General features: G+C 66.2%; 25 protein-coding genes. 7 read left to right on the top strand and 18 right to left on the bottom strand.

Annotated features, from left to right (window positions below):
• Positions 1 to 239: 239 nt before the first annotated feature.
• The 17 genes from JF66_RS03710 to JF66_RS03635 all read right to left on the bottom strand — a co-directional run bounded on the left by JF66_RS03710 (position 240) and on the right by JF66_RS03635 (position 17,932).
• Positions 240 to 1,283, bottom strand: coding sequence for an LLM class flavin-dependent oxidoreductase (locus JF66_RS03710; protein WP_035875383.1), 1,044 nt, complete (start codon positions 1,281 to 1,283; stop codon positions 240 to 242).
• Between the two features lie 30 nt (positions 1,284 to 1,313).
• A complete protein-coding gene (locus JF66_RS03705; RefSeq protein ID WP_035875380.1) occupies positions 1,314 to 1,952 on the bottom strand; it encodes an NADPH-dependent F420 reductase in 639 nt (212 codons plus the stop codon).
• Positions 1,953 to 2,052: 100 nt separating this feature from the next.
• Entirely contained in the window at positions 2,053 to 3,078 is a 1,026-nt protein-coding gene (locus tag JF66_RS03700) for a LacI family DNA-binding transcriptional regulator (protein WP_035875377.1), read from the bottom strand.
• Positions 3,075 to 4,499, bottom strand: a complete 1,425-nt coding sequence (locus JF66_RS03695; protein ID WP_035875375.1) for a GH1 family beta-glucosidase — start codon at positions 4,497 to 4,499, stop codon at positions 3,075 to 3,077. The genes JF66_RS03700 and JF66_RS03695 overlap by 4 nt, the downstream gene beginning before the upstream one ends.
• A 45-nt stretch (positions 4,500 to 4,544) precedes the next feature.
• Positions 4,545 to 5,384, bottom strand: a complete 840-nt coding sequence (locus tag JF66_RS03690; RefSeq protein WP_035875372.1) for a carbohydrate ABC transporter permease — start codon at positions 5,382 to 5,384, stop codon at positions 4,545 to 4,547.
• Positions 5,381 to 6,373, bottom strand: coding sequence for a carbohydrate ABC transporter permease (locus tag JF66_RS03685; RefSeq protein WP_035875369.1), 993 nt, complete (start codon positions 6,371 to 6,373; stop codon positions 5,381 to 5,383). The genes JF66_RS03690 and JF66_RS03685 overlap by 4 nt, the downstream gene beginning before the upstream one ends.
• Before the next feature lie 186 nt (positions 6,374 to 6,559).
• Entirely contained in the window at positions 6,560 to 7,834 is a 1,275-nt protein-coding gene (locus JF66_RS03680; RefSeq protein WP_081882123.1) for an extracellular solute-binding protein, read from the bottom strand.
• 131 nt (positions 7,835 to 7,965) lie between these two features.
• On the bottom strand, positions 7,966 to 8,169 hold the full coding sequence (locus JF66_RS03675) for a hypothetical protein (RefSeq protein ID WP_035875367.1): 204 nt from the start codon (positions 8,167 to 8,169) through the stop codon (positions 7,966 to 7,968).
• On the bottom strand, positions 8,170 to 9,606 hold the full coding sequence (locus tag JF66_RS03670; RefSeq protein WP_051973087.1) for an HNH endonuclease signature motif containing protein: 1,437 nt from the start codon (positions 9,604 to 9,606) through the stop codon (positions 8,170 to 8,172).
• Between the two features lie 148 nt (positions 9,607 to 9,754).
• A complete protein-coding gene (locus JF66_RS25215) occupies positions 9,755 to 10,132 on the bottom strand; it encodes a hypothetical protein (RefSeq protein WP_369797942.1) in 378 nt (125 codons plus the stop codon).
• A complete protein-coding gene (locus JF66_RS03665) occupies positions 10,132 to 12,675 on the bottom strand; it encodes an FAD-binding and (Fe-S)-binding domain-containing protein (protein WP_369797941.1) in 2,544 nt (847 codons plus the stop codon). Before JF66_RS03665 ends, JF66_RS25215 begins: the two co-directional genes overlap by 1 nt.
• A gap of 36 nt (positions 12,676 to 12,711) precedes the next feature.
• Entirely contained in the window at positions 12,712 to 13,953 is a 1,242-nt protein-coding gene (locus tag JF66_RS03660; RefSeq protein ID WP_035875363.1) for an FAD-binding oxidoreductase, read from the bottom strand.
• A gap of 13 nt (positions 13,954 to 13,966) precedes the next feature.
• Positions 13,967 to 14,623: an amino acid ABC transporter permease gene (locus JF66_RS03655; RefSeq protein WP_035875360.1), complete on the bottom strand. Its 657-nt coding sequence runs from the start codon at positions 14,621 to 14,623 to the stop codon at positions 13,967 to 13,969.
• Positions 14,620 to 15,258: an amino acid ABC transporter permease gene (locus tag JF66_RS03650; protein ID WP_035875358.1), complete on the bottom strand. Its 639-nt coding sequence runs from the start codon at positions 15,256 to 15,258 to the stop codon at positions 14,620 to 14,622. Before JF66_RS03650 ends, JF66_RS03655 begins: the two co-directional genes overlap by 4 nt.
• A gap of 3 nt (positions 15,259 to 15,261) precedes the next feature.
• Positions 15,262 to 16,035: an amino acid ABC transporter ATP-binding protein gene (locus tag JF66_RS03645; protein ID WP_035875355.1), complete on the bottom strand. Its 774-nt coding sequence runs from the start codon at positions 16,033 to 16,035 to the stop codon at positions 15,262 to 15,264.
• Positions 16,032 to 17,027 carry an ornithine cyclodeaminase family protein gene (locus JF66_RS03640; protein ID WP_051973086.1) on the bottom strand — a complete coding sequence of 332 codons (996 nt, stop codon included), beginning with the start codon at positions 17,025 to 17,027 and terminating at the stop codon, positions 16,032 to 16,034. Before JF66_RS03640 ends, JF66_RS03645 begins: the two co-directional genes overlap by 4 nt.
• 56 nt (positions 17,028 to 17,083) lie before the next feature.
• Positions 17,084 to 17,932 (bottom strand): ABC transporter substrate-binding protein, encoded by an 849-nt coding sequence (locus tag JF66_RS03635; RefSeq protein WP_051973085.1) that lies wholly within the window; start codon positions 17,930 to 17,932, stop codon positions 17,084 to 17,086.
• Between the two features lie 212 nt (positions 17,933 to 18,144).
• Between JF66_RS03635 and JF66_RS03630 the strand changes: the two genes are divergently transcribed.
• The 7 genes from JF66_RS03630 to JF66_RS03600 all read left to right on the top strand — a co-directional run bounded on the left by JF66_RS03630 (position 18,145) and on the right by JF66_RS03600 (position 25,903).
• The gene (locus tag JF66_RS03630) at positions 18,145 to 18,810 is read left to right on the top strand and encodes a GntR family transcriptional regulator (protein ID WP_051973084.1); all 666 of its coding nucleotides are present in this window, start codon (positions 18,145 to 18,147) and stop codon (positions 18,808 to 18,810) included.
• Positions 18,807 to 19,565: a GntR family transcriptional regulator gene (locus tag JF66_RS03625; protein ID WP_035875353.1), complete on the top strand. Its 759-nt coding sequence runs from the start codon at positions 18,807 to 18,809 to the stop codon at positions 19,563 to 19,565. Before JF66_RS03630 ends, JF66_RS03625 begins: the two co-directional genes overlap by 4 nt.
• A gap of 187 nt (positions 19,566 to 19,752) precedes the next feature.
• Positions 19,753 to 20,943, top strand: a complete 1,191-nt coding sequence (locus JF66_RS03620) for an FAD-binding oxidoreductase (RefSeq protein WP_035875350.1) — start codon at positions 19,753 to 19,755, stop codon at positions 20,941 to 20,943.
• 55 nt (positions 20,944 to 20,998) lie between these two features.
• A complete protein-coding gene (locus JF66_RS03615) occupies positions 20,999 to 22,414 on the top strand; it encodes a VOC family protein (protein WP_035875346.1) in 1,416 nt (471 codons plus the stop codon).
• A gap of 83 nt (positions 22,415 to 22,497) precedes the next feature.
• Entirely contained in the window at positions 22,498 to 24,027 is a 1,530-nt protein-coding gene (locus tag JF66_RS03610) for an aldehyde dehydrogenase family protein (protein ID WP_051973083.1), read from the top strand.
• Between the two features lie 91 nt (positions 24,028 to 24,118).
• Complete coding sequence (locus JF66_RS03605) at positions 24,119 to 25,258, top strand: Glu/Leu/Phe/Val dehydrogenase (protein ID WP_231556282.1); 1,140 nt, start codon at positions 24,119 to 24,121, stop codon at positions 25,256 to 25,258.
• A 51-nt stretch (positions 25,259 to 25,309) separates the two neighbouring features.
• On the top strand, positions 25,310 to 25,903 hold the full coding sequence (locus tag JF66_RS03600) for a short chain dehydrogenase (protein ID WP_035875343.1): 594 nt from the start codon (positions 25,310 to 25,312) through the stop codon (positions 25,901 to 25,903).
• A gap of 111 nt (positions 25,904 to 26,014) precedes the next feature.
• Here JF66_RS03600 and JF66_RS03595 read toward each other — a convergent pair.
• On the bottom strand, positions 26,015 to 26,720 hold a 706-nt coding region (locus JF66_RS03595; protein ID WP_156109634.1), incomplete at its 5' end, for an HNH endonuclease signature motif containing protein.

The raw sequence follows: 26,720 nt of genomic DNA, 5'->3' as shown, positions 1-26,720 counted from the left end.
CGCCACCGTGGGAGGGAGAATTGCGCCGCGGTTTCCCCCTTCCGCTGGTCGAGGAACGCCGTCTGCGGCGCCGGTTGTCGAGCTTGTCGAGACACGAGACCGGGTGAGTCGAGTCTGAGAGTCGGGTTGCGCGGTCTCGATCTCGACAGGCTCGATCCAAGCGCTCCGTCGTCGCGCCTCGACCGGCGGAGGGGGTTCGACCAGCGGAGGGGGTTCGACCAGCGGGGAGGCTTGTGCGCCTACTTCGCGGCGAGCAGGCGCTCGACGCGGGGCTTCACCTCGGTGGCCAGCAGGGTGATCGATTCCATCAGGTACTCGTGCGGTAGTCCGCCGTGGTCGCCCTGCAGGAAGTGGCGCATGTGGCCGAGGTGGCCGTGCAGCGCCACGATGCGTTCGGCCACGTCGTCCGGGTCACCCACGAAGTAGGCGTTGGGGGCGTCGACCTGCGCCAGGTAGGAGCTGCGCTCCGGCGCCGGCCAGCCGCGCAACTTGCCCATCTCGATGTTGAGGTTGACCCAACCCGGGTAGAGGCGCTCCACGGCTTCCTTCTTGGTGGGTGCCACCAGGCCGAAGGTCGCGACAGAGACCTTGATGTTGTCCCCGGTGTGACCGGCCTGCGCGGCCGACTGGCGGTAGAGATTCGCCAGCGGAGCGAACCGGTGCGGCTGCCCGCCGATGATGGCGTAGGCGAGGGGGAGTCCGAGGCGGCCGGCACGGGCGGACGACGGGGCGCTGCCGCCGGTCGCAATCCAGATGGGAAGGGAGCCCTGTGTGGGGCGGGGCACGACGTCCAGCTGGGGGATCGATGGGCGAGCGGTGCCCGACCAGTTCACGGTCTCGCCGGTGCTGTTGTTCAGGGTGAGGAGCAGGTCGAGCTTCTGCGCGTACAGCTCGTCGTAGTCGTTGAGGTCGAAGCCGAAGAGCGGGAAGGTCTCCACGGATGATCCACGGCCGGCGGTGATCTCGATACGGCCGCCGCCGGAGATGGCGTCGGCGGTGGCGAACTGCTGGAAGACCCGCACCGGGTCATCCGTTCCGATGATGCTGGCGGCGCTGCCCAGCGTGATGCGTGTGGTGGCCGCAGCGGCGGCGGCGATGATGGCGCCCGGCGAGGAGGCCGGCATGGACAGGGTGTGGTGCTCGCCGACGCCGAAGTAGTCGAGGCCCACGGTGTCTGCATGCACGATGGCATCGAAGAGGTTCTTGATGGCCTCCGCAGTGGAGCGCTGGCTTCCGTCCGGGTTGAGCTGGGTGTCGCCGAAGCTGTACGCGCCGATTTCCACTGTGTTCTCCGATGCTGGGGGTTGGTATGACTACGCTGCGAGGGGTGGCTGCACGAGAGCGCGCAGCTGGGGAGCGGTGTGGCTGCCGGTGAAGATCGCGGTGGCCGGCTGGAATGCGCGGCCGGCGGCGAGCGGTCCGGCGTCGACGGCGTCGTAGCCGAGGCGGTCGATGAAGCCCATCACGAACTGTTTGGCGGCTTCGTCATCCCCGGCCACGGCCAGGGCCCGGCGGCGGGGGTCGGCGACGGGCTTGTCGTCTTCTTCGAGCTCGTGATAGCCGATGTGGTTGAGGGATTTCACGACGCGGGCGCTCGCCAGGAACTGCTCGACGACCTCGCTCGAGGTGCGTGCGCCGTCTTCGAAGTCATCGAAAACGCCGTCGACGGGGGCCCAGTAGTTCATGGCGTCGACAACGATCTTTCCGGCCAGGTCGGCCGGGTTCAACGAGCGATACTTGTGCAGCGGGATGGCCAGGATCACCAGATCGGATGCGGCGGCCTCGCTCGATTCGACGGCCTCGGCACCCGGGGTGACGATATCCACCAGGAGAGCGTTGTCCGCGGCGGGCTTCGCGGTGGCGATGCGCACTCGGTAGCCGGCCTTCAGGGCCTGCCGGGCCAGTGCGGTGCCGACACGGCCGGCGCCGAGGATTCCGATCGTGGGTTGCATGCGGGCTCCTCAGGCTCATCAAGAACTGTGCTGTCTTACCGATCCTACGTCGGGCAGAATATCTATGCAAATGCATGCAATGGTTCCGTCGAGCAGGCGGTCAGGCGGAGGCGCGTCGCACGAACGTCGTGGGCAGGATGGTGTGGCGCGTGACCTCGGTGTCGCCCGCGAGGAGGCGCAGCAAACCGTCGGCCATCAGGTAGCCCGCTTCCTCGGATGGCTGGCGAATGGTCGTGAGGGGGACGCTCGCGGAGACGGCGGAGGGGCTGTCGTCGAAGCCGACGACGGCCACATCCTCGGGAACGGCGCGTCCCCGAGCGCGCAGCACCTCGAGCACGCCCGTGGCCATCAGGTCGCTCGCCACGAACAGCGCGTCGATGTCGGGAACGCGATCGAGCAGCCGTTTCGTGGCCAGAGCGGCTCCCGCGGCCGTGAAGTCCGCGTGCTCCACGGCATCCGTTTCACGACCGGCCTCGGCCATCACGGCCGTGAAGCCGGCGAATCGATCAAGACCGGCGGGCATGTCCAGCGGGCCGGTGATGGTGCCGATTCGGCGGCGGCCGGCGTCGACGAGATACCGGGTCGCATCCGCGGCTCCTGCCGAGTTGTCCACGTCAACGAAGTACACATCGGCGGCGGCTTCAATCGACGGTCGCCCGCCGAAGACCAGCGGCAGGGCGCCCACGATGCCGGCAACGAAGGCGTCGCCGGTGTGGTGCGACACGATCAGGGCACCGTCGACGTTGCCCGAGCGCAGATACCGCATGGTCTTGTTGCCGGGGTCGCTCGCGGCCACGAGCAGGTTCAGCGTGTAGTCGCTCGCGTCCAGGCGCCTCGTGATGCCCTGCACGATGGCGGCAAAGTAGGGATCTCCGAAAAACATGGCCAGGTTTTCGGGCACCACCAGCGCGATGACCTGCGTTCGGCGGTTCACGAGGGACCGGGCTGCCCGGTTGGGCACGTAGTGCAACTGGTCGATGGCGGATTGCACCACGGCCTGAACGTCGGGACGTACCTTGGGCGAGCCGTTGACCACCCGGCTCACGGTCGCCCGCGACACCCCCGCCGCTGCGGCCACCATTTCCAGGGTGGGCAGGCGTGCGGCGGGGGCGAGGTCGGTCGTCATTCTGTCAGCATAGGCACAAGCGATCGATTCCGAATGATCGCCGCGTAGGCGTTCCCGCTGTCTTTCACCGTGCGCTGCTGGGTGCCGTAGTCCACGCGCACGATCCCGAATCGCTTGGCGTAGCCCCACGCCCACTCATAGTTGTCGAGCAACGACCAGTAGAAGTAGCCCTTCACGTCGACTCCGGAGTGGATGGCGTCGAGCACGGCACCGAGGTGAGCGGTGAGAAAGTCGGTCCGGTCGGCATCCGCTACCCGGCCGTCATCACTGACCACGTCGTCGTACGCTGCACCGTTTTCGGTGACATACAGGCTCGTGGCCAATGCGCCGGTGTACTCCCGGTCGACTCGCCGCAGCAGCTCGGTGAGCCCGGCGGGCTGCACCTCCCAGTCCATCGCGGTGAGAGGGAGCCCCTGGGGGTGGTGAAAGACGCCATCGGCGGCGGGGAACGGGGAGCGAATGACCCGAGTGGTGGGCGCTTCGCCGGGTAGCGGATGTTCCGCCGCCCGATCGCTCACCAGCTCACCGTGGTAGTAGTTCACGCCCAGGGCGTCGATCGGCTGGCTGATCTGCGCCAGGTCGCCGTCGCGAATCACCGCATCGAGTCCCAGCCCGGCCACGTCGTGGAGCATGTCGGCCCGGTACTCGCCGCGAAAGATCGGGTCGAGGAAGAAGCGGTTGAATTGCCCGTCGATGCGGCGGGCGGCGTCGACATCGCCGGGGTGGGTCGGGTCGACGGGCTTGGCGACGGTGAGATTGAGGGTGATGCCCAGATTGAGGTTCGGGTCGCGCTGCCGCAGTGCGTCGACGGTGAGGCCGTGCGCGAGGAGCAGGTGGTGGCCAGCGGCGAGACCGGCCTCCTTGCTCTGGCGTCCGGGAGCGTGTGCCCCGGCCGTGTAGCTGAGAAAGGAGGAGCACCACGGTTCGTTGAGGGTGGTCCAGATGTCGACGCGGTCGCCGAGGGCATCGTGCACGCCGAGGGCGTAGTCGCGAAAACGTTCGGCGGTGTCGCGATTGGCCCAGCCGCCCCGGTCTTCGAGGGTCTGCGGCAGGTCCCAGTGGTAGAGCGTGAGCCACGGCTTGATGTTCGCCGCGGCGAGCTCGTCGACGAGCCGGGAGTAGAAGTCGAGACCGAGCGGGTTGAACGCGCCGCCGTCGGGCTGTACGCGCGCCCAAGACGTGGAGAAGCGATAGGTCTGCAGGCCGAGTTCGCTCATGAGGGCAACGTCGTCGCGGTAGCGGTGATAGTGGTCGCAGGCCACATCGCCGTTGTCGGCGTTGATGACGGCACCGGGCACGCGGCTGAACGTGTCCCAGATGGAATCGGTTCGACCGTCTTCGTGGGCGGCGCCTTCGATTTGGTAGGCGGCGGTGGCGGCTCCGAAGAGGAAGTCGCGGGGGAAGGGGCGTGCGGAAGTCATGGGGTCCTCAATGTGAAGCGAATGCGGCGGGAAAGAGATGGCGGGTTAGCCTTTGACGGCGCCCTGCATGATGCCGGTGACGAGCTGCTTGCCCAGGAAGATGAAGACGAGGATCAGCGGAATAATCGATAGCACGACCCCGGAGAGCACGAGCGAGTAGTCCACAAAGAACGCGGCCTGCAGCTGTTGCAGGGCCACCGGCAGGGTGGGGTTGCCCGGGTCGAGCACGATGAACGGCCAGAAGAAGTTCGTCCAGGTGCCCACGAACGTGAAGAGGGCGAGCATGGCGGCGGCCGGTCGGGCGGCGGGCAGTCCGACATGCCAGAAGCTGCCGAGCATGCTGGCGCCATCCATGCGCACGGCTTCGATGAGTTCGTCGGGCAGGGCGTCGCGCAGGTATTGGGTCATCCAGAACACCCCGAAGGCGGTCACCATGGCGGGGGCGATCACGGCCCACAGGCTTCCGGTCCAGCCGAGCCGGCTCATCACGATGAACAGCGGTACGACGCCCAGCTGGGTGGGGATGGCCATCGTCGCGATCACGAAGATGAGCAGCCCTTCCCGGCCGCGAAACTTGAGTTTCGCGAAGGCGTACCCGGCGAGGGTGGAGAACATCACCACGCTGATGGACACGGCCGAGGAGACGATGATGCTGTTCATCAGGGCGGTCCAGAACGGGATCGTGTCGATCACGCGCAGGGCATTGGCCACGAAGTTGCCGCCGGGGATCCAGAGCCAGCCGGGCTGGTTCAGGGCGGAGGCGTCCTGGCTGCCGATCAGGAACGACCACCAGATGGGAAAGAAGGAGGCGCCGAGCACGGCGAGGAGCACGCCGTAGACCCACAGGCGGGGTGGGCGGTCGTAGCCGCCGACGTTGCGGCTCATCGGGTGCCCTTCGTGGGTGTGACACGTGTGATCGTGGCGACGCGTTCGGTGGTAGCGGCGATGCGCCGGCTCACCAGAAAGTTGATGAGGGCGATCAGCACGATGATGAGGAACAGCAGCCAGGCGACAGCGGATGCGCGGCCGAAGTCGCGTTGGCCCCAGCCCAGCTCGTAGATGTAGAGGGTGAGGGTCTGCCATTGTCGGTTGGCGCCGCCCTGACCGGCCTGGTCGAACATGCGCGGCTCGTCGAAGATCTGCAGCCCGCCGATGGTGGAGGTGATCACCACGAAGATGATCACGGGGCGCAGCAACGGAATGGTGATCGACCAGAAGGTGCGCAGCCGGCCGGCTCCGTCGAGGGTGGCGGCTTCGTAGTAGTCGCGCGGTACCGCCTGCATGGCGGCCAGGAAGATCAGGGCCGTGTAGCCGGTCCAGCGGAAGTTCACCATGGTCGCGATCGCGATGTGGCTGGGGATCACGTCGACGTGCCAGCGCACGGGTTCGCCGCCGAGGGCGATGATCACGTCGTTGATCAGGCCGTACCGGTCGCCGAACAGATCGCTGAAGATGAGGGCGACGGCCACCGGGGCCACCACGTAGGGCAGCAGCACACCCATGCGCCAGAACGTCTTAGCGCGCAGGTTGCTGTCAAGAAAGGCGGCGATGGCCAGGGCGAGCACCATCTGCGGGATGGAGGAGAGCAGAAAAATACTGAATGTGTTGCGCAGCGAGGTCCAGAAGTATGGCTGGGAGAGGACGGTGCCGTAGTTCTCCAGGCCGATGAAGTCGCCCTGGCCGCCGATCAGGTTCCAGTCGTGCAGGGAGACCCACGCGGTGTAGGCGAGGGGAAACAGTCCCACCAGGCCGAACACGATGAAGAAGGGGGAGATATAGAGGTAGGGCGAAAAGCGCACGTCCCACCGGCTGAGGGTGTGGCTGAAGGCAATACGACGGATGCTGCGGGCATCCGTTCTGATCGCAATGGACATTTCGGGTTCCTCGCGGCCGGTGGTGCATGGAGAGGGGAGTGCCGGGTGCAGCGGGGCTGCACCCGGCGGAGGGGTGGCGGTGCGGACAGACTGGCGGCCGGCGCGCGGGTCGGGTCGATCAGCCAGGTAATCAGCCCGGGTCGATCAGCCGAGGTCGATCAGACCGGGTGGATCAGCCGAGGTAGATCAGCCGAGCGCGTTCACGTCGGAGACCCACTTGTCCCAGCTCTCGTCGGCCGTCATCAGGCCGTCTTCAACGCGGGTGAGGGCCTGCTGCATGGCATCGTTGATGGCGAAGTACTTCTCGCCCTTGAACGGCGTCACCTCAACGGCGGCAGCGCGGTTGGCGAGAATCTGTCCCGTGGGGGCGTTGTTGAAGAAGGCATCGGTGCTCTCGAGCAGGTCAGGGCTGGCGAGGGCGTCGACCTGGCTCGGGAAGGTGCCCTTGGAGGCGAAGGCGGAGAGCTGCTGCTCGGGGGCGGTGAGCCAGGCGGCGAGCTTCTGGGCTTCCTTCGGGTGTGCGGACTGCGTGGGTACGGTGAGGTAGGAGCCGCCCCAGTTGCCGCCGCCGCCGGGGAAGGTATCGGCGATGTCCCAGCCGGTGACGCCGTCGGCGTTGCCCTCGATCACACCGAGCATCCAGCCCGGGCAGAGCATGGTGGCGAAGCCATCGTCCTGGAAGCTGGACGTCCAGTCGCTGCTCCACTGGGCGAGGTGCGCGGACAGATCGGTGCTGGCGCCGAGAACGCTCGCGTAGGCAGCCTTGATTTCGGGGTTCTCCGTGGCGATCACGGTGCCGTCGGAGTCTTCGTAGGGGTTCTGGATCTGGTTCACGACGCCCTGCCAGGTGGCTCCGGCGGAGTCGAACCAGGGCACGTTCGTGCCGGCCGCTTCGAACTGTGCGCCGGCGGCATAGTAGCTGTCCCAGCTATCGCCGAGCATGTCGGCCACGGCCGCGCGGTCGGTGGGCAGGCCGGCGGCGGCGAAGAGGTCGGAGCGGTAGCAGACGCCCTCGGGGCCGATGTCGGTGCCGTAACCGATCAGCTGGCCGTCGGCGGTGGTGGCGGCGTCGGTCTTCCAGGAGAGCCAGCGGCCGTCCACGTCGGCGGCCGCGAGGTCGACGAACTGGTCGGGGTACTGCAGCAGTTCGGGAAGCCAGTCCACCTCGATGGCTTCGATATCGCTCAGTCCGCTGCCGGCGGCGAGCCGTGTGGTGAGGTTGTCGCGGGCCTCGTTGGTGGTCGCAGCCTTCTTGTGCACGATGGTCACGTTGGGGTTGGCGGCCTCGTAGGCGCCGAACAGGTCTTCGTAGCCGAACTCGTTGAACGTGGCGACGGTCAGCTCGACCTTTCCGTCGGCGGAGTCGGTGGAACCAGTCGTTGCGGAGCATCCCGTTGCCAGCAGGGCAATGGATGCTGCGCCGGCGACGGCGGTAAAAATGGTGCGCGGGAAACGCTTCACGGTCACTCCTTTGTGTGTGCTGCGAAGGTCTGTGATCGTCTCTAACAGGGCGTGAGAGCGCTCTCATGAGCAGTGATTCGAGAGTAGCGGCCGGTCGCGGCGTTCGTCAAGAGAGCGCTCTCACGGAATGGTCACGGTTGTGTCACGGCGGTCGCGGCGGCGACGGCGGTGACGGCGGTCGCGGCGAAGCTGCCTGGCCGCGCCAGCGCATCCGGGGCGGACTCACCCGTGGCAGTGGGAACGTCATCCGCCGCATCTCGTCGCAGAAGTGATGCGGGCGCCGAGGTGAAGGGGCCCGGCGACGACCGGCCTATTCGGTCGGCGCCGGGTGGCATCTAACTCTTGTAGTGCGGGCCGTCGTGGCCCTTCGGTGTCGGTACCGGTGGCCGCCCGCCGCGACGCGGAGTTCTCTTGGGATCGACGGTGGCCGGCGGGATGAAGTAGACCACGTTGTCTCTCACGACGATGTCCCAGCCTTCGCGGTGGATCCGATGATGGCAAGCACTGCACAGCATCAAAATGTTCGATTGGTTCGTCGGCCCATCCTGCGATTTGTACCAAATGATGTGGTGCCCTTCGGCATAGCTCGGTGGCCTGTTACAGCCCGCGGTAGCGCACTCGCCGTCTCGTTCGATCGCCGCGAGTTTCTGCGCCCGGGTGAAGAGCCGCTTCCCGAGCCCGAAATCGAGCACTTCACTCTTCCCGCCGAGGACCATCGGAATGAGGCACGCTTCCGCGGCCATTTTCCTGGCCGTGAAGGCGGAGATTGGCTGCTCGATCCCGTCGAGCTGGGCCTCCCCAAGCCCGGTCTGCAGGGATTCAAGGGACATGCGCACGATGATCGTCGTGTGATCCAGGGCACCGAGCCCTTCCGTGCAGGAGAGCGCGTGGCGCACGATATCGACGAAGGCGTCGAAGTTCAGCTGCGGCATTGTGCGACCGTCCCCGATGATCTCGTGATTGTCACCGCACCCGTCGGGGTCTTCCTTCGCCTCAAACCGTGGTTTGCGCAGCTCGGCACCGACCATTCCGTCGATCGCGGTGTCCAGGAACGCGGCCGACACCGGGTCGGCGTCGAGAATGTACCGTTTCATCCCGTTGGGCTGCACCAGCCGGGTCAGGGCCCGCCGGGAGACGAGCACCTCCTCGCGGGGTTCGACGCCGTCGACGTCGAGAGCGTCGCGGTAGCGTACGGAGAGTTTCCGCACCGAGTCCACCGGGTTGGTCGCCGCGAACTCCACCAGTTCCTTCTCCGCCGCGATCATGTCGTCGGTCGTCGCTCGCGGTGCCGCCTGGCCCAGGTTCGCCGTGATGAACAGCGCCGAATCCACCGGCAAGGCCCCGGCAGCGAGGGCCTCGGCGACCTCCGGGAATTCCGGCGGTAGAGCCTCGCCGATCAGGCTCATCCGTGGCCTGGTCGCCGCCCCGACTCGACAGAGCCGACCCGCCTCCGCCATCGAGATATGCCCGATGTCAGTCAGTGCGGCGGCCGCATTTCTGTTGCCGGTTCGGGCGGAGATGCTGTGCGGCCCCGAATCGTGCTCGAACCGGTCCTGCAGTTCACCCGCCGCCTGCACGAGTAGCGCCTGGCCCTGCCGTACCGCCGCGAAACTGGCCTCCACCACGGCCAACAGCCCCGCGTCGGTCATCCGCTGCAGTTCCAACCCGGCACTCGGTCGTTCCTCCGAACACACCCCACCGCCCAGGGCTCGAGAGTACGTGTCGGCGAGTGCCGCCGTGCTCTCGATGAGGAGGTCCGTTGAAGTGGTCATGGCATAATTTTCCCAGCCACCACCGACACTGGAGCGACCTAAACGGCCCTGATCGGGCATTTCTGTGCACAACTCGCAAAGAATTTACCTGTGGAGGAGAAACATCAGCCGGCGCGGCTCAGTCTCCGCGCGTGGATGTGCTGGTGAATCACGAATGTGTCGTGCCGGCAGCATTGGGCGTGGTGAGGCCGCCGGAGCTACTGGGGTGGGCAGCCTGGTCCCGCTCCGTGACTGACCCCACGGCGGCTCGCGCGGCGGCGGCGTCGAGCAATTGAGCGAGGTGAACACCGCGGCGGTCGCTGAGGTCTTCGAGTTGGGTTCGGCAGGAGAAGCCGTCGGCCAGCACGATCGCATCCGCGGCCGCGGCGCGCACGGCCGGCAGCAACTGCTGCTCAGCCACGGCGACGGAGATATCGTAATGACCGCGCTCGACACCGAAGTTGCCGGCGAGGCCGCAGCATCCGCCCAGCTGTTGCACGTCGGCACCGGCCTCCTTCAGCAGGGCCGCGTCGGGGCTCCAGCCCATTACCGCGTGGTGATGGCAGTGCGGCTGGGCGACGACGGTCGTTCCGGCCAACGACGGCGGAATGTAGTCCGGTCGGGTGGCCAACAGCTCGGCCAGCGTGTGCACGGCGCGGGCGACCGGACGGGCGCGTTCCTCGCCGAGGAGCTCCAGCGCGTCCGAGCGAAGCACCCCGGTACACGAGGCTCCAGGCCGACGATCGGGATGCCTGCCGCGGCTGTCTCGGTCAGGGTGTCGACGGTTTTGCCCAGAATTCGGCGGGCTCCATCCAGCTGCCCGGTGGAAATCCACGTCAAGCCGCAGCAGAGCGGCTGTGCGGGAACGCGCACGTCGAAGCCGGCCGATTCGAGCACCCTCACGGCAGATTTTCCCACCTCGGGGCTGAACGAGTTGGTGAAGGAGTCGACCCACAGCAGCACCGGCGTTGTGCCCGGGCGCGACGGTATGGCCGATCGCGCGGCGAACCAGTCATGGAAGGTCTGCTCGGTGAAGCGGGGGATGGTGCGGCGGTGGTCTACGCCGGCCAGCCGCAGCGCGAGACGGTTGATGCCCGGCAACGTCACGAGGCGGTTCAGCAGCCGGGGCGCCACGGCGGCGAGCCGGGCCCATCGCGGCAGCCAGCCAAGCGAATAATGGGTGAGCGGACGCAGGCGTCCCTTGAAGCTTTGGTGCAGCACTTCGGCCTTGTATGCAGCCATGTCCACGCCGGTGGGGCAATCCGAGGCGCAGCCCTTGCACGACAGGCAGAGGTCGAGCGCGTCGTGCACCTCGGGTGAACGCCAATTCGTGCCGCCCTGGTTGATCATCTCCTGCAGCACGCGGGCGCGGCCACGGGTCGAGTCCTTTTCGTCGCGGGTGGCGAGGTATGACGGGCACATCACGCTGTCGCCCGTGTTCTCGGCGCGGCAGAGTCCCACGCCGGTGCAGCGGTGCACCGCCTGGCTGAAGTCGCCGCCATCGTGGGCGTAACTCAGCGCCAGTCCGGATTTCAGGGGGGAGGCCTGGGCCACGCGGATATCGGCGTCCAGCGGTCGGGGTTCGACCACAATGCCGGGGTTGAGGATGTTGTCCGGGTCCATGAGCCCCTTGACCTTGCCGAACAGGGCGATCGCGTCGGAGGTGTACATGGCCGGCAGCAGTTCGCTGCGCGCCCGGCCGTCGCCGTGCTCGCCCGAGAGCGATCCCCCGAACGATGCCACCAGTCGGGCGGCCTCGGTCACGAAGGCGCGGAACACGGCGGTGCCGTCGGACCGGCCGAAGGGAATGTCGAGACGCACGTGCACGCATCCGTCGCCGAAGTGGCCGTAGGGAAAACCGGTCAGTCCGTGCTCGATCAGCAGCAGGTCGAAGGCTCGCAGGTAATCCCCGAGGCGGTCGGGCGGCACGGCGGCGTCTTCCCACCCGGAGTGCGCCGGTGCGCCGGCGGGCGATCGCCCGGCAAGGCCCGCGCCGTCTTCTCGAATCTTCCAGAGCGCGCTCGCCTCGTGGGCATCCGTCACGATCCTGGCGCGACCGGCGGATGCCAGACGGCTGAGTTTCTCGGCACGGCTCGCCACCTCGGCGGCGTCGCTTCCGGACACCTCCACGAACAGCCACGCGTTGCCGGCGGGTAGTTCCGGCACAGCCGCGGGCCCCCGGCGGGTACGAACCACGTCGACGATCCGGGAATCGAGGCCCTCGCAGGCCGTGGGGGTGAGCGGGAGAACCTGCATGACGGCATCACCGGCCGAGCCGATGTCGGCGAACCCGAGCACAACCAGAAGCTTGTGCGGGGCATCGACGACGAGGCTCACCCCGGCCTCCAACACCACCGCGAGGGTGCCTTCGCTGCCCACGAGGGCGCGCCGGAGGTCGAAATCGCGCTCCGGCAGCAGGTGTTCGAGGGCGTACCCCGACATCTGGCGGCCGAAACTCCCGAGCTCCGTGCGAATCGTCGCCAGCTCCGAGCGCACCAGGGCTCGGAGCGCCTCGGTCAGCGGGGTCTCCGGGGGAGCGCCGGCGCCGAGGAACAGGCGCTGGCCGCCGCCCGTGATGACGTCGAGGTGGGTCACATTGTCGGCGGTGCGCCCGTAGGCCAGGGTGCGAGAGCCGCAGGCGTTGTTGCCGATCATTCCGCCGATGGTGCAGCGGGTATGAGTGGACGGGTCAGGGCCGAAGCGCAGACCGTGCGACATGGCAGCCTTCTGCAGGGTGGCATGCACGGTTCCCGGCTGCACGACGGCGGTCTTGCCTTCCGCATCGAGGCTGAGCACCTGGTTCATGTGGCGGCTGAAGTCCAGGATGACGCCGGTGCCGATCGCATTTCCGGCCACGGAGGTGCCGGCACCACGGCTGGTCAGGGCGATCCCGCGGCTGCGGCACACCGCGAGCGTCGCGAGCACCTCGTCCGCGTCGTGCGGAAAGACCACCAGTGACGGCACCACGCGATAGAGGGACGCGTCGCTTGAGTAGGCGGCGCGCGTGGTGGCATCCGCGCGCACGTCCTGCACGCCTTCGGCGTGCAGGGCCGACGTCAGGGACAGGGGAAGGGCGATGTCAACGGGCATGAATGCGGGATCTTTCGTGAAGAATCGGGAAGGACATTATCGCCTCGTGGGGTCAAAGTGCGTGAGCTCGTCGGGGGCTGTTCCCGTCATGATCTGCCGGGCGAGCAGGCGACCGCTCACCGGTCCGAGCACGATGCCCCACATGCCGTGCCCGCCGGAGGCGAAGACGCGACTGGAGCGGGTGCGACCGATCACGGGAAGCCCATCGGGTGTCACCGGTCGCGCGCCCACCCACACGTCACGCATGCTGGACCAGTCGACGCCGGTCATGAGCGGACGCACCGCGTTGCGCACCGAGTTCGCCCGCCGGGAGTTGAGACGGGTGTCGGGGTGCCGAAATTCCATCGTGCCGGCGATGCGCAGTGCGCCGCGGTAGGGAGTGCCCACAACTCGCTGGGTCGGAAAATAGAGTGCCCCGGTCGGTGTGTGGGCGGTGTCGACGGTGAAGGAGTACCCCCGGCCCGACTGCACGCCCACCTTCACCCCGAGGCGGCGGGATAGGCGGGGCAGCCAGGCGCCCGTGGCGATCGCGACGGCGTCCGCCCGAATGGTGTCCCCGGCACTGGTCAGCACGGACGCGGAAACCGCATCGTCCTGAACGTCGGTCACGGCGCAGTTCTCCATAATTTTGCCGCCGCGGGCCCGAACCGACTCGGCGAGGGCCAGCACGAATGCGCCCGGGTCGATGTAGCTCTGGCCGTCAACGCGCACGGCGTGCGTGATGGCGGGAGCGAAGAGCGCCGTGTCGTTCGGGTCGGTGGTCGCCTCGAAGGACAGGTCCTGGCCGACGTGCCGGAGGTGTGCCAGCTCGGTTGTGTAGGCCTGCGCCGCCGACGCGGTGGTGAACCCGAGGGTGATCGGGGCCGGCGTGAGCGTTGCGTGCACGCCCGCGGCGATCAGCTCCGCAAAACCCGCTTCCGCGAGGTGGGTGATGGGTTGCAGTGAGGTGAGGGTCTTCAGCCACCGCGCGGCCGTCATATTGCGGCTGAATCTGAGCAGAAACCTGAGAAGCTCCGGGTCCAGTCGTGCCGGGATGGACAGGGGCGCGTCGCGGTCGACCAGGCCCTTGAGTGCGTGGCGCCAGGCACCCGGTTCGGCGAGCGGGGTGACGAGGCCAGGGGAGACCCAGCCCGCGTTTCCCCAGCTCGCCCCCTGTCCGATCATTCCCCGGTCGAGCACGGTCACCCGGGCGCCCTGCTCCTGCAGGTGCCAGGCGAGTGACAAGCCAATGATTCCGGCGCCGACGACGACGGTTGACTCTGGTGCAGTGGTGGTCATGGGTGCGTCCTGACTAGAGGTGCTTGCTCATGGATTTTTCGAGCCAGACGGACAACCAGGTGGCCGGGATCGAGATGGCCGCGTAGAGCAGGCCGGCGGCGACGAAGACCGTGAGGTACTTGAAGGTGGAGGAACCGGTCGAATAGGCCTGGCTCATCAACTCGGGTACCGCCACGGAGTAGGCCAGCGATGTCGTCTGGAACAGCAGCACGGCGAAGCCCATCAGGGAGGGGAGTGCGATGCGCATTCCCTGCGGGATGATGACGAAACGCATCGTATCCGCGCGGCTCATGCCGAGCGCCTGTGATCCTTCGATTTCGCCTTCGGGCACGGCTTGCAGGCCGCCGCGGATGAGCTCCCCGGAGTAGGCCGCGGTGGTCCACGTGAGCGCGAGGCACGCCGAGGCGAGGGAGCTCAGGGTGATGTTCGCATTGGGCAGTCCGTAATACATCAGCTGGAGAAGAACCAGGGCGGGGGCGCCGCGGCCCACTTCGACGAAGAAGATCGATACGAAACGGAAGATCTTGTTCTTCGCCGTGACCCCGAAGGCGAATATCAGGCCGATCGGCAGCCCGAAAAGGAGGCTGGCTCCGGTGAGGAGCAGGCTGATGCGGAGACCGCCCAACAGGGCGGGGGCGAAGGTGGTGAAATCCTCGAAGAATGTATTCATCGCGTCACCGTTTTTCTCATGCGGATGTCGATACTGCGTGACAGCATTCCCAACGGAACACTGAGCACGATGTATACGGCGGCGGCGACGAAGTACACCGTGATGCTGCCGCCGGATTGCCGGGCGTAGTGATTGGACATGAACACGATTTCGGCCACGCCGATGGTGGATGCGATCGAGGAGTCTTTGAGGAGGCCGATGGCGAAGGTTGTGTAGGCGGGAATGGCTGCCCGCCAGGCCTGCGGAGCGATGATGCGTGCCCAGATGGTGGTGCGGTCAAGACCCAGCGCCGAGCTGGCCTCCCACTGGCCGGCATGCACGGCGGTGAGCGCGCCGCGATAGATCTCCGCAAGGTAGGCGGCCGCCACGAGGCCGAGGCCCAGCACTCCCGCCTGCAGGGACGTCAATCGAATCGCGCCCACGGAGATTCCGTAATACAGGATGAAAAGCCAGACCACCGGCGGTATTCCACGCAGGAGATCGACGAGACCACGGCAGAGCAGCCACACGAATCGGTTGTGGCTCCGGAGCCCGGCGACGAGCGGGAGAGCGAGGACCGAACCGATCAGGAGGGCGAGCACCGTCACGAGGATGGTCATCGGCAGGCCGATCAGAATGGCCAGCAACATGTCCATGACTCACCGGTCCAGAACGGCCCGCAGGAACCGACGGGTACGTTCGTGCTGCGGGTCCTGCAGAATCTGTCGGGGTGGGCCGCTCTCGATGATGCCGCCGTCGGCCATCACCACGAGTTCGTCGGCCACGTTGGCCGCAAAGGCCATTTCGTGCGTGACGACGATCATGGTCATGCCTTCTCCGGCGAGTTCCTTCATGACCTCGAGAACCTCCACGCCGACCTCGGGGTCGAGTGACGAGGTGGGCTCATCGAAGAGCATCACCCGCGGGTCGAGCGCGAGCGCTCGGGCGATGGCGATGCGTTGCTGCTGTCCGCCGGAACACCGCGAGGGGTACTGGTCGGCCTTGTCAGCTAGGCCCATGCGGGTGAGAAGCTCCATGGATTTGGCGTTGGCCTCGTCCCGGCTCTTCTTCAATACGCGCTCTTGCGGCAGGCTCACGTTGCGCAGCACGGTGAGATGGGGAAACAGGTTGAAATGCTGGAACACCATGCCGGCGCTGCGTCGCAGCGCGGCGAGATCCTTGGGGTTCACCCGTTCGCCGGCCGTGAGGTGGTGTCCGTCGATCTCGATTTCGCCGCTGTCGGGCTGTTCGAGAAGGTTGAGGCAGCGCAGCAAGGTGCTCTTGCCGGCGCCGCTGGGGCCGATCATTGCCGTCACGGTTCCGGCCGGGATGGCCAGGGAGACATCGCGAAGAACCACGGTGTCACCGTAGGCCTTGGCCAGGTGCCGAACCTCGACGACCGGCTTGGTCACGGTGACGGGCGTCTGGTTCATGCGGACACCGGTGAAATTGCGTTGGCGGGGGCATCCGTCGTGAGGGCGGTGTAGACGGCCGTGGCGACGGCGAGGTCTTCCCAGGGCATCCCCGTGGTCTTGAACACGGCTGGTCGGCTGTGGTCGATGCGGGCGCGTCCCTGCACGAGGTCCGCGACGGTGACCAGTTCCGTCGGTGCTGCGATGGCTCCGGAGGTCAGGGCCATCACGACGTCGCCGGCCTCGCGAAGCGCACTGTCGAGGGATTCGACGCAGACCGTGGCGCGCTCCATGAGGGCATCGTCGAGTTCTCGTTCTCCCGGAACGTGCGACCCCATGGCGACGACCACGGCCGAGTCGGCGACCAGGCGGCCGTCGAAGAGCGGTTCGGCGGCGCTGGTGCAGCACACGATCAGGTCAGCGTGTCGAACGGCATCGACGCCGGCCGTGCGGGCGTCGATTCCCCGCGATCGGGCCCGCTCGGCGAGTGCCTCCGCGCGTTCCCCCGACCGGCCGATGATCTCCACGGAGGTGACCTCGAAAACGTCGGTGAAGGCGCGGATGTGTTCCCAGGCCTGCACCCCCGTGCCGAAGACGACGAGTCGCTTCGGCCCGGGGGTGGCGAGCTGCAGGGCTCCGAAAGCGGATACCGCTGAGGTGCGCATTCCGGTGAGGGTCGTACCATCCATGACGGCCAGCGGTCGCTGGTCGCCGCCCCCGAAGAGAACATACAGTCCCTGGATGACGGGGCTCCCCACGTGGGTGTTGCCCGGGGTGATCGTGAGGAGCTTGCTCCCCACATAGTCACCCAGGGTGGACGGCATCTGCATCAGCAGCCCCGAGGTGGTGTCCACGCGTGATCGCGGTGAATCCTCTTCGGGGTTGAAGCCGGAAAGCAGTACCGCTTCCAGCGCGTTGACGGCCTGGGTGGTGGACATCGATGCGTCGATGGTGGGGCCATCGACGAACAGAGGGCCTGCACTGATCGTGGGGAGGGTACTGGTGGCACTCATGGAGTGGCCGGCCTTTCGCTGGGGGAGAATGCTCGGGTTGTCGGGAGCCGGTGCTGCTACTGCACGAGGCGCGGTTCGCCGGTTTCGCCGGACGTTGCCGGGAGCCCGTTGGCCACGAGGATGCTTTCGATGGAACCGTCGGTCTTCATGGCGGCGATGGACGTGTTCAGGGCCTCCGTCAGCGCGGTGTTGCTCTTGGTGTGCGGAAAGCCGATCTGCGCGGGTTCCTGCGACGCAACGACGCGGCTGTCAGCGGCGACCGCCTTGACGGTTGCGTCGGCCGAACCGTCGTACATGAGGGCGGCGGAGCCGTATCCATCGAGACCCACCTGAATTCGACCGGCCTCATAGTCGGCCTTCATCTCGACCGCGCTGGGGTAGATCGTGAGGTTGTCACCCATGACCGTCTTCATGTCAGGCACCCAGAGATACCCGTCGACGGTGCCAACCTTGAGGGCTTCCATAGCACTGACGTCCACAATGCCATCGGCGCTGATGGACGCCATCTGGTCGGTGTAAATGGGATCGGACAGGCCGACGATCTCGGCGCGGGCGGCGGTGCGGTAGTAACAGCCGATGGCCACGTCGACACGGTCGCTCTGCACGGCGGGAATGGTGCCGGCATAGGAGGTGCTCTGCGTGGTGACGGTCAGGCAGTTGCGTTTTGCGAAGCTGTTGAGGATTTCGGCGTCCACGCCGCTCATCGTGCCGTCGGTCGTTGAGGAGAACGGCGGGAACTCGGGGACCGAAACGGTGAGGGTGCCGGCCGTCACTGTGGAGAAGACGGACTCTGGAGTGCATCCCTCGGCGACTGCTCCCTGCCCGGCATCTGAGGAGCACCCCGCCAAGGCTGCGGCGAGGAATGCGACCGAGGCGGCGGATGCGAATACTTTGTTCAGCTTCACGAGAGGTCTCCTAGAAAACACGGGTTGAGGACGGTGCCGGGATATGATGTGTTATATACAACTGGTTGTAGATCACTAATCTGCACTGATAAGAATGGTTTTGTCAAGAACGGCCGCAAGAATTTTCGGGCCCGAAACACGACAGGTGGTCAGAGCTCGCGCCCGATGCCGTCGACGTGACTTATTCTGATTGACCAGTCCCAAGGAGACTCATGCGCGAATCATCGCCCCTCGTGGGGGGCCTGTCCGGAGTCAAGCTCGTTCGAGGCACGTTGAAAGACGAGGCGATCTCGGTCGTGCGCCGAGCGCTCATGGCAGGCGAAATGGAGCCGGGCAAGATCTACTCCGCCAACTCACTCGCCGTCCAGCTTGGCGTCTCGAATAGTCCGGTGCGCGAGGCGATGATGGCCCTCAGTGCCAAGGGCCTGCTGGAAGTCGTGCGCAATCGGGGTTTTCGCGTCGTCGAGATGACGGTGCAGGACCAGCTCGAGGTCTACGACCTTCGCCTGCTCGTGGAGGTGCCGTCGATCGGGCGCCTTGCGGAGATGTCGATTGCGCAACCGGATGCCGCACGGCTGCGCGATTTGGCGCAGGCGACCGTCACCAAGGCCGATCCACACAACATGCTGGAGTTCCTCGAATCGGACCAGCACTTTCACCTCAGTCTGATCGAGATGCTGAACAACAGACGGTTGCTGGCCATCATCGAGAATCTTCGAGACCAGAGCCGAATCAATGACACGTACCGGCTGCTGGAGCACGGCAGGCTCCAGCACAGTGCGGTCGAACACGGGCTGATCCTGGACGCCATTCTTGCCGGTAATCGCCCCCTGGCCGAGAGGCTGATGACCGAACACCTCGACTACTCGAAGCCGTGACCGGCAACACCGTGCCACCGGCGTTCACGCCCCGGAAGCTGCCGGAATCCCTAGCCAGCCAGGTCTTTCAGCTGCTGCGGTCGGCGATCCACACCGGGGCCCTCGATCCCGACACGCTCTACTCGATCGCCCAGGTCGCCGAGCAGCTGGAGGTGTCGCGCAGTCCGGTGCGGGAGGCGCTCCTGCGCATGGCGGAGACCGGAATCGTGCAGATCGTGCGCAATCGTGGCTTCGTCGTGATGCGGCCCCACCCCCGGGAGATCGCAGAGATCTTCGCCGTGCGGCTGGCGCTCGAAGTTGCCGCGGTCGAGCGAGTCTCCCGAACGGCTAACCCGGTGCTCGGCGCCCACCTGCGGTTGGCCATTTCAGAGTCGCATGTCGCCGCCACGCGTGGCGACGAGGAAGAGTTCTTCCGGCACGATTTTCTGATGCACGACGGAATCCTCGCGGCTGCGGGGAATGAGCGCGCACGCCGCATCGTGGCGGAACTCCGGGAAACGATCCGCATTCTCGGCCCCTACACCGCGGGTCAGACGCGCTCTCTAGCCGACATTGAGCGGGAGCACGAGCCCATTGTGGCCGCGATCGAGGCCGGTCAGACGCTGCCGGCGCAGGAGGCGATGCGCGCGCACCTCACGCACACCTCTCTCTTGCTGATCCAACAGGCGTGCGCCGTGCACGGTGCGGGGGAGACGGTCCTGAGCGAGAACGGTGTCGCCGCGGCGCGTGCAATCTGGGCCGACGTCCTGGGCTGAGGCCGGAGCTCTCTCCTTCACCGCGAAACGGAGCGCTCCGCGTTACCGATGCCGGGGGCCTCGGGCGATGAGCTAATTCTCGGCAGACCTCTGGTGCATTCCGGTTGCGTGTTATATATTATCGACAGCAGCAGGAATCAGTCTCCACGCAGACCGCGTCGGGAACCTCACAGACCAAGGGGCGCACATGGCAAATCAGGTTGTTTCGCTCGGGCTCCCGGCCGGTACCACCCAGCCCGATCGTGCTGACGTGGTGATCATCGGTGGCGGCATCATGGGCACGAGCATCGCCTTCCATCTCGCCGAGGCGGGGGTGAAGAACATCGTTCTGATCGAGCGCAGTGATCTGGGTACCGGATCCTCGGCGAAGCCCCTCGGCGGGGTGCGGGCCACGTTTTCCGACGCAGGCAACGTGATCCTCGGCAAGCGCAGCCTCACGGCCTATGAAGGATTCGCCGAGCGATTCGGCACGGACATCGGACTCCAGCAGGTGGGTTATCTGTTCCTCTGCCGTAGCGCGGGAGAAGTGGCTGACTGTGAACGCAGCACGGTGATTCAGAATGATCACGGCAGTAACAGTCGCATGATTTCCCCGGCCGAAGCTCGGGCGCACAATCCGTTCATCTCCGAGGAGGCACTGCTCGGTGCGTCGTTCTCGCCCCGGGATGGTTTCGCTGACCCGTCCAGGGTGGTCGAGGCATACGCCGAGGCAGCGATCCGACTCGGCGTGACCATCCTTAGCCACACCGAGGTGCTCAACGTGGAGCGCACGGGCGATCGCATCGACGCCGTGGAAACGAACCGCGGCATCATCGTGACCGGCGCGGTCATCTGCTGCGCCGGAGCCTGGTCACGCGCGATCGGCGACATGGCGGGCGTCTCCCTGCCGGTGACTCCCGTTCGCCGCCAGATCGGCATGACCCGCCAGCTCGCAGAGCCCCTACCGACGGTGCCCTTCACCCTCGACCTGTCGACCACCCTGTACTTCCACAACTACCGCAACGGGCTGCTTCTGGGCATCTCCAACACCGAGCAGGAACCGGGCTTTGACCGCGATTTCTCGTACGAGTGGTTGCCGGAGTTCAACGCCGCGGCCCGCCTGTGCGCCCCCGAGCTGGTGAATCCCGACCTGGAGTTCGGCTGGGCCGGTCTCTACGAGAACACTCCCGACCACAATGCCCTCATCGGTGCCTCCGACGAGGTTCCCGGATTCTTCTACGCCACGGGCTTCTCCGGCCATGGCTTTCTGCAGGGACCGGCTGTGGGGGAACTCATGCGGGACATCTACCTGGGCCAGGAATCGTTCATGGACCCGACCGCCTTCAGCGCGGACCGGTTCAGCCTGGCTCAGCAACTTCATGAGGTGCACATCATCTAATGAACGCCGCGTACCGATCGACCCGAACCGTATCTACACCGAAAGGACCCGTGTCATGACCTTCCTGGAACCGTGGCAACTCCGAGCGGAGTTCGCTCGTCGACTGTCGGAGCTCTACGGCAACGAAGTGCCGGCCTACAACACGCTCGTGGACGTCTCTGCCGACGTCAACCGTGATTTTCTGCAGAAGCACGGCGCCGACGCCGAGCGGCTCGGCAGCATCTCCCGCGTCACCGCCGAACGTCATGGCGCGATCCGTCTCGGCTCGCCCCGGGAGATGCGTCAGGTCACGCGCATCTTCGCGGCGTTCGGCATGTATCCCGTCGGGTTCTATGACCTTCGGGATGCGTCCTCCAGCGCCGTTCCCGTGGTCTCGACCGCCTTCCGTCCGCTGGATTCCGAGGAACTGGCGCGCAACCCATTTCGGGTGTTCACCTCGATGCTCGCCGCCCAGGATCCGCGCTTCTTCACCGACGAGCTTCAGCGTCGGCTGGCCGAATTCCTGGATGCACGGGAACTGTTCCGCCAGCAGCTGCTCGAGCTCGCTGACTCCGCCACGGCGCAGGCCGGGTTGCCGACAGCGGAGGCTGAGCTACTGCTCGACCTTGCCACCCAGGCGTTCTCGTTGTCGACGGAACCGGTGGACTACGAGTGGTACCAGACTCTTGAGGCCGTTTCGGCCGTGGCCGCGGACATCGGTGGCGTCACAAGCACGCATATCAACCACCTCACCCCGCGGGTGCTCGACATCGACGACCTGTACCAGCGCATGCAGGCGCTCGGGATCGAGATGATCAGCGAGATTCAGGGTCCGCCCGCGTGGGAGGGCCCCGACGTGCTGCTGCGGCAGACGTCTTTTCGGGCGTTGGCGGAAACACGCAGTTTTCGGCACCCGGACGGCATCGTGCGCGAGGGGCACCTGCGCGTGCGTTTCGGTGAGGTGGAGGCTCGGGGGTTGGCTCTCACGCCGGCCGGTCGCGACCTCTACGATCGTCTCGTCGCCGAGGTCGACGAGCTGCTTGCTGCCGCGCCGGGCGCCGCCACCCGGGTCGAGGTCGCCCGCGAGGTATGGCGGCGTGGCTTGCCGGCCACGGAGCTGGAGCTCGCCCTGCAGGGTCTCGCTTTCTTCACCTTCCAGCTGGATGGTGCAGCGCTGCTCGCGCATCCGCTCACCTCCACGGTGACCATGGGGGAGCTGATCGAATCGGGCATCGCTGTTCCGCTGCCGATCGTCTACGAAGACTTCCTGCCCCGCTCGGCGGCCGGCATCTTCCAATCCAATCTCACCGACCAGGGCACGAAGGACGAGGCACAGACCGGTACCGACTTCGATATCGAGCGGATGTCGGAGATCGTCGGCACGACCGTGCTCGACCCGAACACGCTCTATGAACGCCAGCAACAGGCCTCGATCGATCGCTTGGCGGCCGAGCTCCACGTGGTCATCCACGCTGACACTGTCACACGCTGACACTGTCACGCGCTGACCCTGTCACGAGCTGACGGACCACACACTTTCATTCCACCGCACCGACACGTAAAGGACACACGCACATGCCACAGTCAACACTCCCCGGTTCAGCCGTCACCACCGCCGTCGAAACGGCTCTGGAGGCCTGCGGCGTCGATCTGGCCACCCTCGGCGGATCGCACGAAGCGCGCTCCTGCCTGAACGGCGAGGTGCTGGTGACCCTGCCTCTCGCCACGGAAGCCGACATCAGCGCGGCGATCGGCGAAGCGCACGAGGCCTACCTCGCCTGGCGCGATGTGCCCGCACCCGTGCGCGGAAACCTGGTGAAGCGGTGGGCAGAACTGCTGCAGCTCCACAAGGCCGATCTCGCCACCATCGTCACGGCCGAAGCGGGCAAGGTCACCTCTGAGGCGCTCGGCGAGGTGCAGGAAATGATCGACATCTGCGATTTCGCGGTCGGCCAGTCCCGCCAGCTCTACGGCAAGACGATGCCGTCGGAGCGTCCGGGGCACCGTCTGATGGAGACCTGGCATCCGCTCGGCGTGGTGGGTGTCATCTCCGCGTTCAATTTTCCGGTCGCCGTCTACTCCTGGAACACGGCTCTGGCCCTGATCTGCGGTGACACCGTGGTGTGGAAGCCCTCCGAGATGACGACCCTCAGCGCCCTGGCCGCGCACACCCTGCTGGCCCGCGCGGTCGCCGACGTCGGTGCGCCCACGAACGTGCACAAGCTCCTGATCGCCGACCGGGCGGGCGGCGAGCAGCTCGTCGACGATCCCCGCGTGGCCCTCATCTCGGCCACCGGGTCGGTACGAATGGGCCGTGAGGTGGGCCCCCGGGTGGCGCAGCGCTTCGGGCGTGCGCTGCTGGAGCTCGGCGGAAACAACGCCGCCATCGTGACAGCGTCGGCCGACCTTGACCTCGCCCTCCGTGGCATCGTGTTCGCGGCCGTGGGCACGGCCGGCCAGCGATGCACGTCGATGCGGCGCCTGATCGTGCACGAATCCGTGGTCGGCGCCCTCACCGAGAAGCTCGTTGCCGCCTATGGCACGCTGCGTATCGGCAGCCCGGTGGCGGCGGACACTCTGGTGGGACCGATCATCAACAAGGCGAGCTTCGATGCCATGCAGGCTGCTCTCGCTGCGGCTGTCGAGCAGGGTGGAACGGTTCTCTGCGGCGGCACCCGCGTGCTGGAAGACGAGTTTCCGGGCGCCTATTATGTGGAACCCGCGATCGTGAGCATGCCCGGTCAGACCGGCATTGTGCAGCACGAGACCTTCGCTCCGATTCTCTACGTGATGACCTACACAACCCTGGACCAGGCGCTGGCCTTGCAGAACGGCGTGCCGCAGGGGCTGTCCTCGGCCATCTTCACCAACGACCTGATTGAGGCCGAGCACTTCCTGTCCGTGGGCGGATCGGACTGCGGGATCGCCAACGTGAACATCGGCACCTCGGGTGCGGAGATCGGTGGTGCATTCGGCGGGGAGAAAGAGACCGGCGGAGGTCGCGAGTCCGGTTCTGATTCGTGGAAGGCGTACATGCGCCAGGCCACGAACACGGTCAACTATTCTGGCCTGCTTCCGCTCGCCCAGGGCGTGAAGTTCCTCTAAGCGTCACCTGCGTCATCCGCCTCCAAGGCGGGGCCCCTCAGTTCATTGCTCAGCAGTATGTCGGCGTCGCCGATACGAAGGAGAAGTTGCCGTGTCCACAATCTTTGACGCGATGGATGAATGGGGCCCCGAGAAGGTCGTGGTGGTCAGCGACACCAAGACGGGCATGAAGGGCGTGCTCGTGATCGACAACACGTCGCGCGGTATCGGAAAGGGCGGCACGCGCATGCAGCCCACGGTGAGTGTGGGGGAGATCTCCCGGCTGGCCCGGGTGATGACGTGGAAATGGGCGGCGGTCGACCTCTTTTTCGGCGGTGCAAAGGCCGGCATCCGCGCGGACCCGCATTCCCCCTATAAGGAGGAGATCCTGCGGGCGTTCGTGCGGGCGCTCCGCAATGAGGTGCCGCAGGAGTACGTCTGCGGGCTGGACATGGGGCTGACCGAGAACGATGCGGCCATCATCAACGACGAGCTGGGGGATCGGGGAGCCGCGGTGGGCACGCCCTTCGATCTCGGCGGCATCCCGTATGACCAGCTCGGGGTGACGGGGTTCGGAGTGGCCGAGGTGGTTGACGAGGCTGCGGCCGCCATCGGACTCGTCGGTAAGCGAGTTGCGATTCAAGGCTTCGGGGCGGTGGGCCACGCCACGGCCGAACGACTGCACACCCTCGGGTACACGGTCGTGGCCATCAGTACGGCCCAAGGCGCCATTCACGACCCAGCAGGGCTGGACATTCCGGCCCTGCTGCGCCTCCGCACGGAGGTGGGGGATTCACTGGTCGCCCAGCTGCCGCAGCTGGCCATTGAGACCGGCACCGAACTCTTCGTCGATGCCGACATTGTGGTGCCGGCGGCGTTGCAGGACGTGCTGACGGAGTCCAACGTGTCACGGGTGCGGGGCACGCTGCTCGTGGAGGGCGCGAACCTTCCGACGAGCGCGGGCGCGCAGCAGATGTTGCGGCGAGCCGGTGTCACGGTGGTTCCGGACTTCATTGCGAATGCCGGCGGGGTGGTGAGTGCGGCGTTCGCCATGGATGCCCGCTATTCCGCGTTCCGCCCGCAGACCGAGCAAATCTTCACAACGGTGTCGGCGAAGCTGCGGGCCAACACGCTGACTGTGCTGGACGAGGCGAGCCGCCAGGACCTCACCACGCACGAGGCAGCCACCACGTTGGCGCAGACCCGTGTTCGTGCGGCGATGGACCTGCGCGGCAAACGGCTGCCCTTCTGACCGGCACCATGCCCACATGATCAGGCCAGTTATCAGGAACAGGAGAACGTTATGAAGATCATCGTTATTGGGGCCAGCGGCCACGTGGGATCCGCGGTCGTGGATGCCTTCCAGGGACGACACGAGGTGATCACGGCATCCCGGTCGACCGAGCCTCCGCTCGACGTGACCGATCCGGACTCGATCGCACGTTTTCTGGGCAGCGTCGGACAGGTGGATGCGATCGTCTCCTGCGTCGGTTCCGTCCCGTTCAAGCCGCTCGGTGAGCTGGGGCGTGACGACTACGTCGCGGCGTTCACCGGAAAGGTGCTGAGTCAGCTGGACCTGGTTCGCATCGGTACGCCGTACCTGCGCGACGGTGGCTCGTTCACCCTGACATCGGGCATTCTGGCCCGGGAGCCGATCGTGACCGGTGCCGCCGCTGCGATGGCCAACGGAGCGGTGGAATCGTTCGTTATTTCGGCCGCCACCGAGCTGCCACGAGGCATCCGTATGAACGTCGTCAGCCCCACGGTGTTGCTGGAGGCGACCGGTTACCATTCCTCGTTCCCTGGTTTCGTGCCCGTTCCAGGGGCGATCGTGGCGCAGTCCTATGTGAAGTCCGTCGAGAGTGCCCAGACCGGTCAGATCTTCAGAATCGACTAGCTTGAGCGCGGTCAGGAGCGGTGAATCGGGCCCCGCGCAACCGACGCATGAGCAGCTTGGGTCATCGAGGCCCGGCGGCGACCGGCCTATTCGGTCGTCGCCGGGTGGCATCTAGCTCTTGTAGTGCGGGCCGTCGTGGCCCTTCGGTGTCGGTACCGGTGGGCGTCCGCCTCGTCGCGGAGTTCTCTTGGGATCGACGGTGGCCGGTGGAATGAAGTAGACCACGTTGTCTGTGACGACGATGTCCCAGCCTTCGCGATGAATCCTGTGATGGCAAGCACTGCACAGCATCAAAATGTTCGATTGATTCGTCGGCCCGTCCTGCGATTTGTACCAAATGATGTGATGGCCTTCGGCATAACTCGGCGGCCTGTTACACCCTGCGGTGGCGCACCCGCCGTCTCGTTCGATCGCCGCGAGCTTCTGCGCCCTCGTAAACAGGCGCTTCCCCAGCCCAAAGTCCAGCACTTCGCTCTTGCCGCCGAGGACCATCGGAATGAGACACGCCTCCGCGGCCATCTTTCGGGCCGTGAACGCGGAGATTGGCTGCTCGATCCCGTCGAGCTGGGCCTCACCGAGCCCGGTCTGTAGGGATTCGAGGGACATCCGCACGATGATCGTCGTGTGATCCAGGGCACCGAGGCCTTCCGTGCAGGAGAGGGCGTGGCGCACGATGTCGACGAAGGCGTCGAAGTTGAGCTGCGGCATCGTGCGACCGTCCCCGATGATCTCGTGGTTGTCGCCGCACCCGTCGGGGTCTTCCTTCGCTTCAAACCGTGGCTTGCGCAGTTCCGCACTGACCATTCCGTCGATCGCG

The organism is Cryobacterium sp. MLB-32 (assembly GCF_000738085.1).
In the GTDB taxonomy this organism is placed as follows: domain Bacteria; phylum Actinomycetota; class Actinomycetes; order Actinomycetales; family Microbacteriaceae; genus Cryobacterium.
The sequence above is the reverse complement of the archived record's forward strand: the minus strand, read 5'-3'. Positions and strand labels throughout refer to the sequence as shown.